The organism is Aquimarina sediminis (genome assembly GCF_002895435.1).
GTDB lineage: Bacteria > Bacteroidota > Bacteroidia > Flavobacteriales > Flavobacteriaceae > Aquimarina > Aquimarina sediminis.
Map to the genome: position 1 here is coordinate 55350 of NZ_POYJ01000001.1, position 17345 is coordinate 72694.

Sequence of the window (17345 nt, forward strand, 5' to 3'; positions counted from 1 at the left end):
CATGAAATTCATAAAATTAGTATCAATATTTATGTTGATCTTCACTCTAGGAAACCAAGCAATTATTGCTCAAGGAAAGTCACAAGAAGCAAAACAAAAGGTAATAGAGAAAAAAAATAAAGCTAAAGAAAAAGCTGCTGAAGTAAAGGAGAAAGGGCAAGAAAAAGCTGAAAAGGCAAAGGAAAAAGCAGAAAAGAAGGCTGAAGAAGCCCAGGAAGGAGCAGAAGAAAAAGTAGAAGAGTTAAAAGACAAGGCTGAGAAGGAAAAGGATAAAGCTGTAAAAAAAGCTGAAAAAGCAGAAGAAAAAGCAGAGAAGGCTTTAGAAAAGGCTGAAAAGGAATCCAAAGGAAAAGCCTATGGAAAAAACAAAGATGGGTTGATAGGCAAAGAGTTTGGTATGGCAAGAGCCGAAGAAGCTAAAGAAATGGCTAATGAACGTAGCGAAATACTTAATAAAAATGAAGAGAGAATAGCAAAAGGCAAAGAAAAAATCAAAGCAGCAAAAGAAAGACTAGCTAAAGCTAAAACAGTAGAAGGAGAAGAAGCACTAACACCAGAAGAGATTGCCGTAAAAGAAGGTAAAATAGCTAAAGCTGAAGAAAAATTGAAAGCATTGGAAGACGCCATTAAAAACGGGAAAGAAAAGTTGAAAAGTGGAAAAGAAAAATTAGACCAACTATATCCTGTAGAGCAATAAAAGTTTAATAAAATTATAAAAAAAAGAATGTCCGGTAAGTTTTAAGTAACTTTCCGGACTTTTTTATAAAATAAAACTAATGAAAAGAGTAATCACATCGACTATAGTAATGCTGGCAATTTTGTTTTCCTGTAAAAAGGAAAATACCAATGAGGTAACTCATTTTAAAAGTGGTCCCTGGCTTGCTACTTTAGAGGTTCAGGATAATAAAAAACTACCTTTCTTGATCGAAGTAATGGAAGATCAGACATTAAAAATATTTAATGCAGAAGAAACCATAGATGTTGATGAAATAATAATAGAAGGTGATTCTATTAAAATTAAGTTTCCTGTTTTTGAAGGGTATATCGCAGCTCGATTTATAGATTCAATGACAATTTCTGGAAGTTTTATTAAAGAAAGTCTGAGTAGAGCAGTACCATTTGAAGCAAAATATGGAGAGCAAGACCGATTTGATATTGTTTCAGAATCCAATTTTAATATTACGGGTAATTGGGAAACTGTCTTTAGTGATACGAATGAAAAAGATAGATATATCGCCAAAGGAACCTTTAGGCAAAATGGAAATATTGTAACAGGTACCTTTAGAACTACCACAGGAGATTATCGTTTTTTAGAAGGGGTCATTAATAAAGATCAATTACAATTATCCACTTTTGACGGGGCTCATGCTTTTTTATTTACTGCGCAAGTATCAGATAGTACTTTAAACGGATATTTCTATTCTGGTAATCATTGGAAAGAACCTTTTACAGCCAAGAGAAATCAGGATTATGAATTACCAGCAGCAGATTCATTAACCTTTATAAAAGAAGGGTATGATACTTTTGACTTTAGTTTTCCTGATATCGAAGGAAAACAAGTTTCCCTTCAAGATGATCGATTTAAAGACAAAGTTGTGATTGTACAAGTTATGGGGAGCTGGTGTCCCAATTGTATGGATGAAACCAAATATTATGTAGATTATTATAACAAAAACAAAAGTAAAGATGTAGAGTTTGTAGCATTGGCTTTTGAATATGCCAGAACAAAGGAGAAAGCATTTAATTCAATCAAACGATTGCAAGACAAATTGAAGGTAGAGTATCCTATTCTTCTAGCTCAATATGGTACTTCAAGTAAGCAAAAGGCACAAGAGAAATTACCTATGTTAAATCACGTATTATCATATCCAACAAGTATTTTTATAGATAAAAAAGGACAAGTACGCAAAATACATACTGGTTTTAATGGTCCTGCAACCGGGGAAAAATACACTCAATTCAAAACCGAATTTGAAAACATTGTTAACCAGTTGTTAAAGGAGTAACCTGGTTTAACAATCAATTATGACTTTCGTTTTGAGTTTAACACTACAGTAACATTAGGATTGAGATTTACCTCTTACATTGTTTGGGTTAGAAATTTGATATAATTTCTATGTGATAATAATTAATTCAAAAAAGTCAGTCATGAAACAATCCAACCTTATTCTTACATGTATTGCAGGAGCAATGATGTTATTCTCAATTCAAATTAATGCCCAGCTCAAAACACCCGAGGGGAGCCAAAGAGCACAGACAATGCAACGAGTAGGAATCACTAATATTACCATTGATTATGGAAGACCCAGTGTAAATGAACGTGAAATTTGGGGGAAATTAGTTCCTTACGGGTTTACTAATTTGGGTTTTGGAACAGCTACAGCCGCGCCTTGGAGAGCTGGTGCTAATAGTAACTCTACAATTGAATTTACTCATGATGTAAAAGTAGAAGGAAAAGATATTAAAGCGGGAACATATGGTCTTCATATCGCCGTAAAAGAAGATGGAGGGGCAACGGTCATATTTTCAAACAATTCTACTTCCTGGGGGAGCTATTTTTATGAAGAAAAAGAAGATGCTTTGCGTGTCGATGTTAAAACAAAAGAAGCTCCTCATACAGAAACATTAACATTCCTTTTTCCAGAGGTAGATGCCAACAGTACAATAGCGGCATTACGGTGGGGTAAAAAAGAAATTCCTTTTAAGATAGAAGTTGATGTCAAAAACATTGTAATTAGTGGTATTAAAAATGATTTGCGTAATTCTGCTGGTTTTACTCAAACAAACTGGGATAACGCAGCAAATTATGCTTTTAACGCCGGTGAATTGGATCAGGCATTAGAATGGGTAAATGCATCTATTGAAGGCAACTTTTTTAGTAAAGAAACTTTTGCAAACTTATCTCTAAAATCCCAGATTTTAGCAAAACAAGGTAAAACCGATGACGCTATGATGCTTGTAGATAAAGCTGCCAAATTGGGTACTGCTAGGCAGGTTTTTAGGCTGGGAACAGGACTTATTGGACAAGGTCAAAAAGATAAAGCATTAGTAGTGCTAAAGGATAATGTAAAAAATAATAATGGCGCTTGGCCATCTAATTATGGATTGGCAAAAGCATATTCGGCAACCGGAGATTATAAAAATGCAATCAAAGCCATTACTACTTCATTGGGTAAAGCTCCAGAAAGATTTAAAGGAAGACTTAATGGAGATCTGGAAAAGCTTAAAAAAGGAGAAGATATAAACTAAGTTCTCAAAATTTATATGATATTTTAAAAGGTTTAGAGCAATTCTAGACCTTTTTTTGTAGATACAGAAACCCAACTGTTAATATTGTAGAAGTACCATATAAAGAGATTATATTAAGGTAAGATTTTATGTTAAACTACGGTATTAACGTATCTTTGCACAACCAAATTGATACACATGAGTAAAGCTGTTTATATTGCCACTATAGAACCTAATAGTGGTAAATCTATTGTTGTTTTAGGTATGATGCGAATGCTTCTTGGAAAAGTTGCCAGAGTAGGATATTTTAGACCAATAATTGATGATCCAAAAGAGGGAGAAGTTGATAACCATATTAATACCGTAATCTCTCATTTTGAGTTGGATATCAACTTTAAAAAAGCATATGCCTATACCAGAAGTGAAGTACTTCAAAAATATAATCAAGGTAAATCAGGTGAAATCATTGATAACATCATAAAGAAATATAAAAACCTCGAAGAAAGATTCGATTTTATATTAGTAGAAGGTACTGACTTTTCAGACGAAGGAAGTATTATTGAATTTGATATTAATGTAATTATAGCTAAGAACCTTGGAATTCCTGCAGTAATTGTCGCTAGTGGGGTGGATAAAAAGAATGAAGAGATTGTAAGTAATTTAAAATTAGGCTTTGATACCTTTAATAGTAAAGATGTAGAAGTTCTGGCTACCGTAGCTAATAAGGTGGCTCAGGGAAGTGAAGAGCAGTTGAGAAAGCTTTTTGATCTGGATTTTAAAAGAGATGTAGAAAATATTATCATTCCAAAAGTAGACTCTTTAATTAACCCAACAATTAGAGAGATAACAAATGAGTTGGATGGAAATGTTATGTTTGGTAAAGAATATCTCAATAATCAGGCAGGGAGTTTTGGAGTAGGAGCTATGCAGCTTCGTAACTATTTGACACATCTTAAGAATAATAGCCTTGTGATTACACCAGGGGATAGAGCGGATATAATCCTTGGGGTATTGCAGGCTAACATATCTGATAACTACCCTAAGATTTCGGGAATTATTCTTACCGGGGGGATTATTCCCGAACAACCTGTCCTTAAATTAATCGAAGGAGTATCCTTATCATTTCCTATTATCTCTGTATCTAGTGGTACCTTTGCTGTAACAAATAAAATAGGTGCGATTAAATCCAGAATCTATCTGGATAATCTACAAAAAATAAACACATCTATTAGTACATTCGAAAAATATGTCAATGAAGATTTGTTAGCAGATCGCTTGATAACATTTAAATCAGAAGGGCTAACACCTCGAATGTTTCAGTATAACCTATTAAGACGTGCACTACAACACAAAAAACACATAGTTCTTCCAGAAGGATCCGATGAAAGAATACTTAGAGCAACTTCAAGGCTTCTGGCTTCTGGAGTTGTAGATATAACACTAATTGGGAATGAAAAAGAAATAAAGAATAAAGCTATTAAGCTAGATATTCCAATTGATTTTAGCAAAGTAAATGTAGTTTTACCTATAGAATCACCTCATTATGAGGACTATGTTCAGACCTTTTATGAACTAAGAAAACATAAGAACGTAAATCTGGATATGGCCAAAGATATGATGGCCGACGTATCTTATTTTGGAACCATGATGATTTATAAAGGACATGCGGATGGAATGGTTTCTGGGGCAGTTCATACAACGCAACACACCATTAGACCGGCTTTGCAGTTTATTAAAACTAAACCAGGTGTTAAGGTAGTGTCTTCTGTGTTTTTTATGTGTTTAGAAGATAGAGTTTCGGTTTTTGGTGATTGTGCTATTAATCCTAACCCTAATGCAGAACAACTTGCAGAAATAGCAATTTCTTCTTCAGAATCTGCTTTGGCTTTTGGTATTGAACCAAAAGTGGCTATGTTATCATATTCGTCAGGAACCTCGGGTAAAGGTGAAGATGTAGAAATTGTAAGAGAAGCAACTGCAATCGTTAAAGAAAAACGCCCGGATCTCAAAATTGAAGGTCCTATACAGTACGATGCCGCTGTAGATATGAGAGTAGGGAAAAGTAAGTTGCCAGATTCTGAAGTAGCAGGGCAAGCAAGTGTACTGATATTTCCGGACTTAAATACAGGAAACAATACCTATAAAGCAGTACAGAGAGAAACAGGAGCATTAGCAATAGGACCAATGTTACAAGGGCTAAATAAACCTGTAAATGATTTAAGTAGAGGATGTACAGTGGATGATGTATATAACACTGTAATTATCACCGCTATTCAGGCACAGGGTCTTTAAAATCTAAAAGAAAGCAAAGCATATGCAAATACTCGTACTAAATTCAGGAAGCTCTTCTATAAAGTTTCAATTATTTACAATGCCAGATGCAAAAGTAATTTGTTCTGGATTGGTAGAACGCATTGGGTTGGATAATGCCAAAATTAGTTATGAATCTAAAAATGGTAAAACCGAAGAAATCAGCACTATTACTAACCATAAAGATGGCTTGCAGTTAATAGCAAGCTATTTGATGAATGATAAGATTGGAGTAATTAAGTCGGCATCAGAAATAGAAGTTGTTGGTCATAGAGTAGTACATGGTGGAAGTACGTTTTCTAAAACTGTAGAAATAACAAAAGAGGTAAAGCAAAAGATACAAGAGCTATCAGCTTTGGCACCATTGCATAACCCAGCCAACTTAGAAGGTGTTTTGGTGGCAGAAGAAATTTTTTCGAAAGCAAAACAAGTAGCCGTATTTGATACAGCTTTTCATCAAACCATCCCTGTTGAAGCATATAAGTACGCAATCCCGAACAAGTTTTTGGATGATCATAATATTAGACTATATGGTTTTCATGGTACCAGCCATAAGTATGTTTCTGAAAAAGCAATTGAATTCTTAGGGAAAGAAAAATCTAAAATCATTACAATTCACTTAGGTAATGGATGTAGTATGACAGCTGTAAAAAATGGTAAAAGTATAGATCATACATTGGGATTCGCTCCTATGAATGGATTAATCATGGGAACCAGATCTGGAGATATAGACCCAGCTATAATCTTTTATATGGTAAATTCATTAGGGTATTCTCTTGATGAAGTAAATGCACTTTTACAAAAAGAAAGTGGAATGCTTGGTCTAACAGGTTTTAGTGACCTTCGGGATATAGAATCTGAAGCAGAACAAGGAAATACAGATTGCCAATTAGCATTGAAGATGAATGCATATCGTATCAAAAAATACATAGGTTCTTATGCATCTGTAATGAATGGATTAGATGCTATTGTTTTTACTGCTGGAATAGGAGAAAACTCTGATGTAATTAGAAAGCTGGTATGTGCTGACCAAGAATTTTTGGGAATTGAATTAGATGCCGAAAAGAATAGTATTAGATCCAAAGAGGCAAGAGATATTAGCTCGCCTTCTTCAAAAGTAAAAATATTGGTAATACCTACTAATGAAGAGTTGGAGATTGCAAAACAATCATTTGGACTATTGTCATAGATTTGTTTTGTGAATAATAAAAAAGGAGCACTTAAAAATGCTCCTTTTTTTTGTAATTTACAATCGGTTCTTAATAAAGAATACAATATCCAGACGGTAGGCAGTGACCGGCTTCACAGAAACTACCTCCACCCCAGGAAATTCTACACTTACCACTTCCACAACATGTTATAGCCCTTGATTGGGCTCCTTTTATATTTTGTTGCTGTCCTTTACTTAATGCTTGTACGCCGGTTAATTCTAAGATTTTTTTCATTATGAGTGTATTTAAGTTAGTAATAAATAATAAAGTGATTTAATTATATTTTTGGATTATGCCCAAACACAGCTTCCGTTAGGCATGCAGTACCCATAATCACAAAAAACACCACCATTAGCAGTTCGAATACAACATCTTCCGGGACCACCGCAGTAAGGTCTGGAAAAACCTGCCCCTTTTATTTCCTGTTGGGTTTGTTTAGATAGTTTTTGAACCCCTGTTACATTTAAGATTTTTTTCATTGTGTAATATATTTAAGAAATTAATAATTCTGGGTTTGAGAGTAGTATGATCTACGACTTTTAAAACAAAAAAGACAGATATCAAGCTATCTGTCTTTATAGTATTTTATTCTAGGCAAAGATGCAACGCCCCCAACGATCGCAATAACCTGGTTCGCAATACGTCTGATTACCAAAGCTTATAAGACACCCTCTACCACTAGGGCAACACCTAGCTCGATTAAAAGCCCCCTTAATTTGCTGTTGCTGGTTTTTACTAAGTTTTTGGATTCCTGATAAGTTTAAGATTTTTTTCATTGTGTAAAATGTTTAAATTATCCTTTAAATGTAATCTAAAATATTGTAAATCAAGTACATGTAATCCGCATAAAAAGTAAGGTTTTATTGTTTAGAAGTACGGATTATAAGTAAAATGTATCAATATTCATTTTAATTTCCCGGAGCAATAGAACTTATTAACAGTAATGATTTTTTTAAATACTTGTTTTTCAGTATGTTGTGTGTTTACTGGGTGTAAAAGTAAGATTATCAACATGCTAGGTAATGATTTGGTAACATTTTACTATAGCCAGTCTCATAAAATAACTTTAGTTTCGAATTCATCTAATTATACACAATACTTTAACACAAAACATTATGAAAAAATTAATGCTCTTATTACTGCTGGCTATTCCTGTCATAGGATATAGTCAAATACCATCATACTATGATGATGTAGACCTTACTTTATCAGGAACATCCTTACAGACCGAACTAAGTACAAAAGTTACTAATACGCATACCACTTTTCTTAGCTATACTCCGGGGGTTTGGGAGGCACTAAAACAAACAGATTTACAGCCTTCTAATTCATCAAAGGTTGTCCTTATATATGGATATAATGATACAGATGGTAACACTACAACAGATAGAACCAGAGGGGTTAACAATAATGGAGGAGGATCTACAGATTGGAATAGGGAGCATGTCTATCCAAAATCTCTGGGGAATCCAAACCTTGGCACATCTGGACCTGGAGCAGATGCACATCATTTGCGCCCAGCTGATGTGCAGCGCAATTCATCAAGAGGAAATAGAAAATTTGCCGATGGTTCTGGAAACTCTGGTAGTACATCACAGGGACATTGGTATCCTGGTGATGAGTGGAAAGGAGATGTAGCCCGTATGATGATGTATATGTATATTAGATACGGTAACCGTTGTTTACCTAAGAATGTAGGAGTAGGAGCCTCTGCGTCTAGTGATAGTAATATGTTACAAGTATTTCTTGAATGGAATGCTGAAGATCCTGTTTCTCAATTAGAACTACAGCGTAACCCAATTCTCGAAAACCTACAAGGTAATAGAAATCCGTTTATAGACAATCCGGCATTTGCAACACAAATATGGGGAGGACCACAAGCAGAAGATAGATTCGGAAATACTGGTGGTAATGATACACAAGCACCAAGTGTACCGACCAATCTTATTGCAACAAATACTACCCAAACCTCTACTGTTTTATCATGGAATGCATCTACAGATAATGTTGCAGTTATAGGGTATGATGTGTATAGAAATAACATTTTTTTAAGTACTACTACAGAGACCAGTTATAACGTTTCGGGCTTAGCGGCAAATACAACATATTCGTTTTATGTACGAGCAAAAGACGCAGCAGGAAATATATCGGCAGGTAGTACTTCAATTAATGTAACTACACAAGATACATCGACAGGAGGTGATGCAACAGCTTTGTTTCTCTCAGAATATGTAGAAGGATCTTCAAACAATAAAGCAATAGAAATAGCAAATTATACAGGCTCGTCTGTAAATCTATCGGGTTATGCCATTAAAAGGCAAACCAATGGATCAGGATCCTGGTCCGGAGGATTAAATCTTTCGGGTACCATCCCAAACGGTGATGTATTTGTAATTGCAAATAGTTCTGCGTCTAACACCATTAAGGATGAAGCAGACCTTATAACAGGAGCCTCAGAGATCACATTTAATGGTAATGACCCTGTTGGACTATTTAAAGATGGGGTTTTGATTGATATTATAGGGACGTTTAATGGTGGTTCATCAAATTTTGCAAAAGATACTACGCTAAGAAGAAAATCAAACGTCTCATCACCATCGACTGCTTATGATACATCAGAATGGGACTCGTACTCTCAAAATACCTTTGATGATTTGGGAAAGCACACATTCAGTGGGGGAGGTAATACCGGTTCGGATACAGAATCACCAACGCCCCCCACTAGTTTGGCATTTTCTAATGTTACAGAAAATAGTGTGCAACTTTCCTGGACTGCGTCTACAGATAATATAGGTGTAGCCGGGTATAATGTGTATAGGGATGGTACTTTGTTGTCTACATCTTCTACAGCTAATTACACGGTATCTGGATTAGCTGCGGGAACGGTATATACGTTTCAGGTATATGCATATGATGCAGCAGGCAATGTTTCTACTGCAAGTAACTCTGTTGTCGTAACCACAACAGATGTTGTTCTTACCTATTGCTCATCAAAAGGAAATACAGTAAGCTATGAATATATCGATTATGTTGGTATAGGAGGCGTATCTAATGCAACGTCGGCAAATGGAGGGTATGGCGATTTTACCAATCAGGTAGCGAATCTTGTTTATGGTAACAATACTATAGTCTTAAGTGTTGGGTTTGCAAGTGCATCCTATACAGAAAACTGGGCAGTATGGATTGATTTTAATAAAAATGGAGTTTTTGAGTCATCAGAAAAAGTTGTCAACGGGTCTACATCCAGCTCTGGGAATTTATCTTATGATTTTACGGTACCATCAACAGCCGAATTGGGTACCACCAGAATGCGGGTATCTATGAAGTGGAATGGTGTACCAACACCATGCGAAACTTTTGGCTATGGTGAAGTAGAAGATTATACCGTAACCATAGGTGCTACGACTACATTATCAAAAGAAGCATCAACAATACAAATAGATGGAAAATTAGGTCAGGAAAACAAAGTGTTTTTTGCAAAAGTATATCCTAACCCTTCTAGAGGATATATTAAAATTAGTTTAGGTGATAATCGTGATTCTAATTATACGATGACCAACCTGCAAGGAGGTGTGGTAAGATCGGGTAAAATATCTAAAAATGTGATATCATTAAAAGGATTAACACCAGGAATTTATTTTATTAAAGTGTCAGATGGTAATAAGAGTATTTCTGAAAAGATTATAATCGAATAATTTTGAACCTATATAAGTAAAGCCTCATTGTTTTGGGGCTTTATTTTTTTGTGTACCTTCTATTGTTGGGGATATGGTTTGTCATTCTTCCAGTACTTCCAAAATGTCTTTTACAGGGATACACATAGGATTGGAAAGGTAGGGTTTATAGGTGTTCAGAAAAAACCTCTCTTCTATTTTGCAAGGGATACAAGATTTACTTGATATTAATTCGAGTATTCTTTTATTATTTAAAAATTCATCATCTTTATCATAGAACAAAACTTCTGACCTAAATAAAAACTTATCTGATTGTTTTTTACTTTGATCTAAAACGTAGAAAGAACCTGAGAAATTTCTATTATTTTGAGTAATTTCTTGGATGTCAAAATTATTACTATTCTCTAAAGAACAATAAAGTCTAGCACTACCTCCTTTTTTTAAAAACAAACTATCCAAATCAATACTAGAATAAAAAAACACTTCATAGATATCTAACCTTGGATGTTTTTTAATTGGAACCCTAAACTGTTTAAATTCAAGATTAGCAATAGGTATCTCATGATCTTTAGAACAACCAATTACTAAAATATTTAAGAAAGTGAATAGATAAATATATAATGATCTCATTTTGTTTCTAGATAATTAGTTATAGAATTTAGTAATAAACTAGAAGCTGAAATTGTTTTTTTAGATAATGCTTGTCATTCTTCTAGCACTTCCAAAATGTCTTTTACGGGAATACACATAGGGTTAGAAAGGTAGGGTTTTTGGGTATCCATGAAAAACCGATATTGAATTTTACAAGAAATGCACTCCAAAGTCTCAATAAGGCTTCTAATTTGATTCTTATTTAGAAAAGTTTCACTTAACCTCTCTTTACTATCATCAATAAAATTCATTTCTATAATATACTTTTGTTGGTCATTAAAATCTTGATGTTCAAATTTTGTTCCAATGATAAACTTATCTATCTTTTCTATGTCTTTTGTGGTAAAATCACTTGATAACTTTAAAGGACATATTATTCTAAAGCTTGCACCTTCCTCACCTAATAGATTGTCTATTTTTAGATCTGAATTTATTTTTAAATAATAATTTCCGTTAGATTTATTTTTAAAAAAACTTTCGTACCCAATTTTTGCTTTTGGTATTTCGTGATTCCTACACGAAAAAACAAGTAAAACAATTATGAATAATATATATTGATTATTTTGCATCTAAATAATTTTTTATGAGATTAAGAAGTAGGCTAGAAGCAGAAATTGTTTTTTTAGATAACGCTTGTCATTCTTCCAGTACTTCCAAAATGTCTTTTACAGGGATACACATAGGGTTAGAAAGGTAGGGTTTGTATACGTTTAAATAGAATCTTTCCTCTATCTTACAAGGGATACATTCTATTTCAAGTAGATTTTTTTTTATTTCTTCTTGTGTGAGGCGCACCTTATTAGTACTATTTTTTTTATAAAATGTCATCTCTGTTTTATATAGAATTTTCTCCTTTTTTTTCCTTGAACTTTTTTTGTCAAAAAAACCAGAAAAGTACACTTGGTCATTATCAATATTTTCTATATTAAAGTTTTCTTCTCCATTTATAGAACAGTATAATCTAGGAAGATCCCCTTTCTCGGTTAGAAGACTATCTATATGGATATCAGAACTAAAATAAACTTCATATATAGGGAGAGAAGAAAGCTTATTCTGTTTGGTTTTAAATTTTATATATTTAAGATTAGCAATTGGTATCTCATGATCTTTATAACAACCAGTTACAAGGATAGATAAACAGGTCAATATACAAGTGAATAACTTTTTCATTTCGTTTCTATATAATTTTTTATTGCTGCTAATAACAAACTGGAAGCAGAGATAGTCTTCTTTGATAAAACTTCTTTAAACATTCCCTCAGCTTCTCCATGATTATGTTGTGAAATATGCATAACATGTGGTGTAACCCATTGGGGTATCCATTGCCCACCTAAATCGGCAATAGCATCATCAGCCCTATAATTATTGGGGGATGTATAAATATTCACCCAATATTTGACTTTTGGTTTCGGTCTCTTAAAGTGTATATCGGCAATAAGAGTTACTTGTGTCAGTGCTCCCACAGGATCTAGAGTTACTAATGTGTCTACTGAATACCCTGTATCAGTTAGTATTCGAGAAAGATGTGCGCCATTCCACCCTCCCAGGCTATGCCCCACAATATTTATTTGTGTACCTCCTTTATTTGGGATAAAACTTAGAATATTGTTTTTAATATCCTCTTCCCCTTTTATTTCATTATAGCCCATATATACTGAATTATGTTGCTCATAATTTACAACAAATTTATCCGAAACATCCTCCATAATTTTAGTTGCACCTGATACATAAAAAGGTTCTTTATCTCCGGCACCACCGATAAAAAAGGTAACTACTTGTTTATAGGTAGCTTTGGTCTTTATATTAGGGTTATGGTTTCCTATATGTGCGTATAAGGTAGCAGTCTGCTTACCTTTGCTTATCTGTATTGGGGTTTTTAGGATGCCATCTTGATAGGTTCCTCCTGTAGTAAGTTGGTGTAAGGTATCCTCATCATCATAGGTGGCAGACCATTGTATCTGGCTGAGGTCACTACCTTCGGTATAATTTTTTAGTGTAGCATGATAGTAGTATTGGTGCTTTGGACTAATATATTTTATCGCATTACCTGCTTCATCAAATGGTCCTGATACATTGATCACTTTTAGCGGTTCTTCCTGTTGCTCTTGTGTTGTAGTCATTGGGGGGTGCTGCTCACTAAGAAAGGGTACAGTTCGCCTGGGGTTGCTATACTTACCTCGGGAGTGTGAGTTTTCTATTCCCACTGCGGTAATAAGTACGGTCTCGGTATAAGGTGTTGCACCTGTAGCGTCAAAGTTGTTATGATCAAGGGGTATATAGCAATTTACAAATCGTATCCTGCGGGGTCTGCTACCGAGTCTGGCAGAGACAAATTCCAGAATAACCTCGTCGATTTGTTGTGTGGGATGTATGGCTTTTTCAAAAAAGAGCGTGTCTTTTGTAGATTCGATGACGACCAGTAGACCAGGAAACATTGGTCTGCTGTTTGGTCTTCCGTTTTCATCGCTACCCTGTGTTATTTCATATCTGGCTACCAGCACATTGTATACCTTGTCGTCTGCATATAATCTGGCAATGATGCTCATTGTTGTTTTCGGTTTAAAGAGTTTATAGGTCAACTGTAAGGTCAGTACTACAAATGACCATAAGCGTACAGGGTAGGAGAGGTAAGCTTATTTTGTATAATCAGACTCTAAGTTAGCAAAGCTCAAAAAAGAAATACTATTGTTTTTTAACTTTTCGATCAACTACCGATTTGTATGGATTAACTATTTGTAACTCTTGTTTATGATATTTTTGGTAAGATTTTGTAGGTTTTGGATGTCATCCTTTATAGGATAGGAGTTTTTTTGATGTGGCGTAACGCCTTGTTTTTACTGGGTCTTTTGCCTGAGAACCCAGATATTGACTCTTGAGAATGGGGTGTTTTTAAATCTTAATTTTTTATAAAAAAATCACAAAGAATCATAAAAGATATTCAAATTTCAAAAAATGAAACTGCGACGGTATATCCTTGTGTCATAAGTAAATAAGTATTAATTATAAAAACAAGTACATTATGGCATTAGAGAATCTAATCAGTGTTACCTTTTCAGACGAAGAATTAAACAACCTTAATAAGGCAATTACGATGCTTAACAAGGCACTACATGGCAAAACGGTAAATCTTACTCCTGAGCAGCGTGGGCAGTATGGGCGTATTGCCAATCAAAACAAATTGATTGTCGATAAGGCAAAAAGTTATATGGAGCAGCACCCGGATTGGATTCCTCGTTTTTTGGATAAAGAGGAGTTTGATCGTGATTATATTGCCCGAAAACAAATAGAAACACAGGTGCAATTATTAGAGAGTCTTTCTCAGCAATTGGTAGATACCAGAACCTTGCTGGATTATGATAATTATACCAATGCACTGAGTTTTTATCGTATGATGCGTTTTTTGGCAGGTGAGAATGAGCCTGGAGCCAAATCTGTATATGAGGATATGAAAGTGTTATTCAAAAGAAATGGCGGACCGTCGATAGATGATGGGGATATCGATCTAGAGTAATATTGCATATACTGGTATAATAGAAACACCAATGGTTGCCAAGGCTATTGGTGTTTTTTTGTATGTGTAAGGCATTGTGACGCATTTTAATGAATACTACCGTATCAGCTTTTAAAGAAGGGTATCAAAGATGCTTCGAGCTGATAAAAAGGTCTTTTGAAGCGGTGCTGAGGTGGTTCGAGCTGATACCATCAAGCTTTTAACCACCGGTATAGGTAGTTCGAGCTGATAAAATCATGCTTCGAATTGATCCCGAGGTGCTTCGAACCACCTACATAGGTGGTTCGAGTTGATAATTTATCAACTCGAAGGGTGAACGTATCAAATATATTCGATAAAGTATCAGCTCGAAGCGATACTTTATCAAAAACAATCGCCAAATTATCAACTCGAAACGATAAATTATCAGCTCGAAGCGGCAATTTATCAGCTCGAACCACCTCAGGATCAAAAAGAACCTTCATGATATGGGGAGTACCCCTTACAAGGAGGGGTAGTACCTATGTTTTTAAGGGGTAAAACGATATAATAAGAATGTAGTATTATACAAATTCTTTTCTGACCTATGTTCTGCAATGAAGGTTACATGCATCAGTAATAAAGCTAGATTTCTCCCTTTTGCATAATAATTTGGTCACACAGTTTTTTTGCAAATCGAGGATCGGTATATACCAGGTGCCCGGTATTGTCTTCGATATTAATATCTAAATCCATTTTTGTAAACCATTTTTCCTCTGGTTTGTAGATATCGTTTTGACCAAAGTAGAGTTGGATTTTTCCTTTGGGTTTAGTGGTTTCATAACGTAATCTTGTAGATGATACCGAAAATATAGTACAGATATTAGGGTTTTCTATAGCAGATTTCCAGGCGATAACTCCACCTACGCTAAATGCAAGAATATGGATTTTACTTTTTTGTAGTCTAAGAAGGTTTTGTACGGCAGTACTAATCCTTCCATTAACAAATTGTTTATGAATATTTTCTTCGGTGTATGTTGAGGTGTCTACGTTACCTAACTCACAACAATCATAATAGGTGATATCAAAATGATCTTTAAGCTCTTTGATATAAAAATCGATCCAGTGCGATTTTTTTTTACCCCAAAGATCAGATAGAATGATAAGTCTAGACATGGTGTATTGACAATACTATTTATTTGGTATTAGAAGGCTGATTCATTGTTAATGTTAATAGACCTAAAGCAATGTAAATAGAACCTGTTACATTTTTTTGTCTTCGTAAGTACTTTTTTGAATTGGCAAACCATTTTGATATTTTCATCGAAAGTAATACATACAATGTATCGCTTAATACGGCAAAGACAGTAAACAAAATTCCTAAGAACAATATCTGCCCCGCATTTCCTCCTTTTTCTACATTAATAAATTGTGGTAGAAACGAAAAGAAAAAAATAGCTGTTTTTGGGTTAAAGGTATTAACAACTATTGCTTCATAAAAAATCTTATTTAGTTGTTTGCGTTTTTGAGCCTTTGCAGGTTGTGTTGTAGGAGTTTTTTCCAATAATTTTTTTACTCCCAAATAGATAAGATAAATAGCTCCCAGGTATTTTATGATAGAGAAAGCAGTAGAAGAAGCTAACAATATTGACGAGATTCCAATGGCAGCAGCACTAACGTGAATAAGGCTTCCGACTCCAATTCCTAAAACAGAAACAATTCCTGCTTTATAGCCTTGTTCCATACTTCTGGCCATGATATAGAGGACAGAGGGACCAGGAATCAGAATTAAAACAGAAGCAGCCGCCAAAAAGAACATAATACTTTCAAAATCTGGTAGTATCATAGGTAAAAGGAGTTTTATATAATAAAGAAATCAAAAATACAATTCTTGTTTTACATTAGGATTAGGTTTTAGATCAAATGATCAACTGCCACAATGGAAATTCTGTTTTGCTTTTTCTTTTTTGAAAAGTTTTTGGAGGGTATGAAGCCTTAATAGATAAAAGAATTTAATTCAATTAAGAATATGGCTGCTATAACTAATAGTGTATAAAAGTAAATATCCCTGTGCAATTTGTACAGGGATATTTATAGTATAAATAGGAGCGTATACACTCTAATTTATGCGTTTTTAAAAGGATTGTTCTATACTAATGAACGTGTTCCCAACATTCTTCTCCAACACCACATGGGATCCAATTACCTCCTCCTTGAACGGTTTGTTGCATGTTTTTGTTTAAAACTGATACTCCTTCTAAATTTAAAATGTTATTAATCATAATACTTAAAATTAAATAGCCTACTCTTATGAACAAGGTTTTCGGCTTCCCCTTCAGAACAATAATAAACCGGTTTTAATCAAATTCTTGAAGCGAAAGTATTGTGTCAAAAGCTTAAAAACAAAGTCATATACACTAGTTTAAATAAATTAGGGGATAAAAAAACCCGCAATATATGCGGGTCCATTTTATCATTTTTTTCTGATACCTAATGAACAGGGAGAGAGCTAGGGCACTCCATAGTATCTTCTATAATGCTGCTTCCTCCTTGTATTTTATGAAGAGTCTTTGGGGTTAATTGTGTTACTCTAATCTTTTTTATTCCTACTTTCTTTTTGTTTTGTTTTTTCATAAATCGATTTCTTTAAGAATTATTTGCTATTAGACGACTTTTGTACGACGAACCATACGACTCATACGATTTGTATTTGAGTAGAAATATAATTCATTTCTGAACATATTTGTTTTTTCATAACCCTATTTTATTTAAAATGAGGTGGTTTTAGTAGGTCTTTGGGGA

At 34.3% G+C, this 17345-nt stretch carries 18 protein-coding genes; 7 read left to right on the forward strand and 11 right to left on the reverse strand.

The genetic code is table 11. The features are described from left to right. Nucleotide 1 precedes the first annotated feature (1 nt). The 5 genes from C1X07_RS00260 to C1X07_RS00280 all read left to right on the forward strand — a co-directional run bounded on the left by C1X07_RS00260 (nucleotide 2) and on the right by C1X07_RS00280 (nucleotide 6727). The gene (locus tag C1X07_RS00260; RefSeq protein WP_103067973.1) at nucleotides 2-697 is read left to right on the forward strand and encodes a hypothetical protein; all 696 of its coding nucleotides are present in this window, start codon (nucleotides 2-4) and stop codon (nucleotides 695-697) included. A 79-nt stretch (nucleotides 698-776) separates the two neighbouring features. Beyond that, nucleotides 777-2006, forward strand: a complete 1230-nt coding sequence (locus C1X07_RS00265) for a peroxiredoxin family protein (RefSeq protein WP_103067974.1) — start codon at nucleotides 777-779, stop codon at nucleotides 2004-2006. Between the two features lie 142 nt (nucleotides 2007-2148). After that, a complete protein-coding gene (locus C1X07_RS00270) occupies nucleotides 2149-3249 on the forward strand; it encodes a DUF2911 domain-containing protein (RefSeq protein ID WP_103067975.1) in 1101 nt (366 codons plus the stop codon). A gap of 177 nt (nucleotides 3250-3426) precedes the next feature. Further along, nucleotides 3427-5520, forward strand: coding sequence for a phosphate acetyltransferase (pta, locus tag C1X07_RS00275; RefSeq protein ID WP_103067976.1), 2094 nt, complete (start codon nucleotides 3427-3429; stop codon nucleotides 5518-5520). Between the two features lie 22 nt (nucleotides 5521-5542). Further along, nucleotides 5543-6727: an acetate/propionate family kinase gene (locus C1X07_RS00280; protein WP_103067977.1), complete on the forward strand. Its 1185-nt coding sequence runs from the start codon at nucleotides 5543-5545 to the stop codon at nucleotides 6725-6727. 70 nt (nucleotides 6728-6797) lie between these two features. Here the strand turns inward: C1X07_RS00280 and C1X07_RS00285 are convergent, their stop codons facing one another. The 3 genes from C1X07_RS00285 to C1X07_RS24730 all read right to left on the reverse strand — a co-directional run bounded on the left by C1X07_RS00285 (nucleotide 6798) and on the right by C1X07_RS24730 (nucleotide 7525). Continuing rightward, entirely contained in the window at nucleotides 6798-6983 is a 186-nt protein-coding gene (locus C1X07_RS00285) for a hypothetical protein (protein WP_103067978.1), read from the reverse strand. Between the two features lie 56 nt (nucleotides 6984-7039). After that, the gene (locus C1X07_RS00290; RefSeq protein ID WP_103067979.1) at nucleotides 7040-7228 is read right to left on the reverse strand and encodes a hypothetical protein; all 189 of its coding nucleotides are present in this window, start codon (nucleotides 7226-7228) and stop codon (nucleotides 7040-7042) included. Nucleotides 7229-7339: 111 nt separating this feature from the next. After that, nucleotides 7340-7525 (reverse strand): hypothetical protein, encoded by a 186-nt coding sequence (locus tag C1X07_RS24730; RefSeq protein WP_128755160.1) that lies wholly within the window; start codon nucleotides 7523-7525, stop codon nucleotides 7340-7342. A 339-nt stretch (nucleotides 7526-7864) separates the two neighbouring features. Here C1X07_RS24730 and C1X07_RS00295 point away from each other — a divergent pair, with 339 nt between their 5' ends. After that, the gene (locus C1X07_RS00295; RefSeq protein ID WP_103067980.1) at nucleotides 7865-10444 is read left to right on the forward strand and encodes an endonuclease; all 2580 of its coding nucleotides are present in this window, start codon (nucleotides 7865-7867) and stop codon (nucleotides 10442-10444) included. An 81-nt stretch (nucleotides 10445-10525) separates the two neighbouring features. Here the strand turns inward: C1X07_RS00295 and C1X07_RS00300 are convergent, their stop codons facing one another. From C1X07_RS00300 to tssD, 4 genes are all read right to left on the reverse strand, one after another. Beyond that, on the reverse strand, nucleotides 10526-11053 hold the full coding sequence (locus tag C1X07_RS00300; RefSeq protein WP_103067981.1) for a hypothetical protein: 528 nt from the start codon (nucleotides 11051-11053) through the stop codon (nucleotides 10526-10528). Between the two features lie 74 nt (nucleotides 11054-11127). Then, nucleotides 11128-11643, reverse strand: coding sequence for a hypothetical protein (locus C1X07_RS00305; protein WP_103067982.1), 516 nt, complete (start codon nucleotides 11641-11643; stop codon nucleotides 11128-11130). A 67-nt stretch (nucleotides 11644-11710) separates the two neighbouring features. Beyond that, nucleotides 11711-12244: a hypothetical protein gene (locus C1X07_RS00310; protein WP_103067983.1), complete on the reverse strand. Its 534-nt coding sequence runs from the start codon at nucleotides 12242-12244 to the stop codon at nucleotides 11711-11713. Beyond that, nucleotides 12241-13620 (reverse strand): type VI secretion system tube protein TssD, encoded by a 1380-nt coding sequence (gene tssD / locus C1X07_RS00315; protein WP_103067984.1) that lies wholly within the window; start codon nucleotides 13618-13620, stop codon nucleotides 12241-12243. The genes C1X07_RS00310 and tssD overlap by 4 nt, the downstream gene beginning before the upstream one ends. 473 nt (nucleotides 13621-14093) lie before the next feature. Between tssD and C1X07_RS00320 the strand changes: the two genes are divergently transcribed. Beyond that, the gene (locus C1X07_RS00320; RefSeq protein WP_103067985.1) at nucleotides 14094-14585 is read left to right on the forward strand and encodes a hypothetical protein; all 492 of its coding nucleotides are present in this window, start codon (nucleotides 14094-14096) and stop codon (nucleotides 14583-14585) included. Nucleotides 14586-15188: 603 nt separating this feature from the next. Here the strand turns inward: C1X07_RS00320 and C1X07_RS00330 are convergent. The 4 genes from C1X07_RS00330 to C1X07_RS24840 form a co-directional block, all read right to left on the reverse strand. After that, nucleotides 15189-15719: an alpha/beta hydrolase gene (locus C1X07_RS00330; RefSeq protein ID WP_103067987.1), complete on the reverse strand. Its 531-nt coding sequence runs from the start codon at nucleotides 15717-15719 to the stop codon at nucleotides 15189-15191. Between the two features lie 19 nt (nucleotides 15720-15738). Further along, on the reverse strand, nucleotides 15739-16389 hold the full coding sequence (locus C1X07_RS00335; protein WP_103067988.1) for a LysE family translocator: 651 nt from the start codon (nucleotides 16387-16389) through the stop codon (nucleotides 15739-15741). 307 nt (nucleotides 16390-16696) lie between these two features. Beyond that, the gene (locus C1X07_RS25340; RefSeq protein ID WP_262494895.1) at nucleotides 16697-16825 is read right to left on the reverse strand and encodes a hypothetical protein; all 129 of its coding nucleotides are present in this window, start codon (nucleotides 16823-16825) and stop codon (nucleotides 16697-16699) included. A 208-nt stretch (nucleotides 16826-17033) separates the two neighbouring features. Beyond that, entirely contained in the window at nucleotides 17034-17177 is a 144-nt protein-coding gene (locus C1X07_RS24840; RefSeq protein WP_164914059.1) for a hypothetical protein, read from the reverse strand. Between the last annotated feature and the right edge of the window lie 168 nt (nucleotides 17178-17345).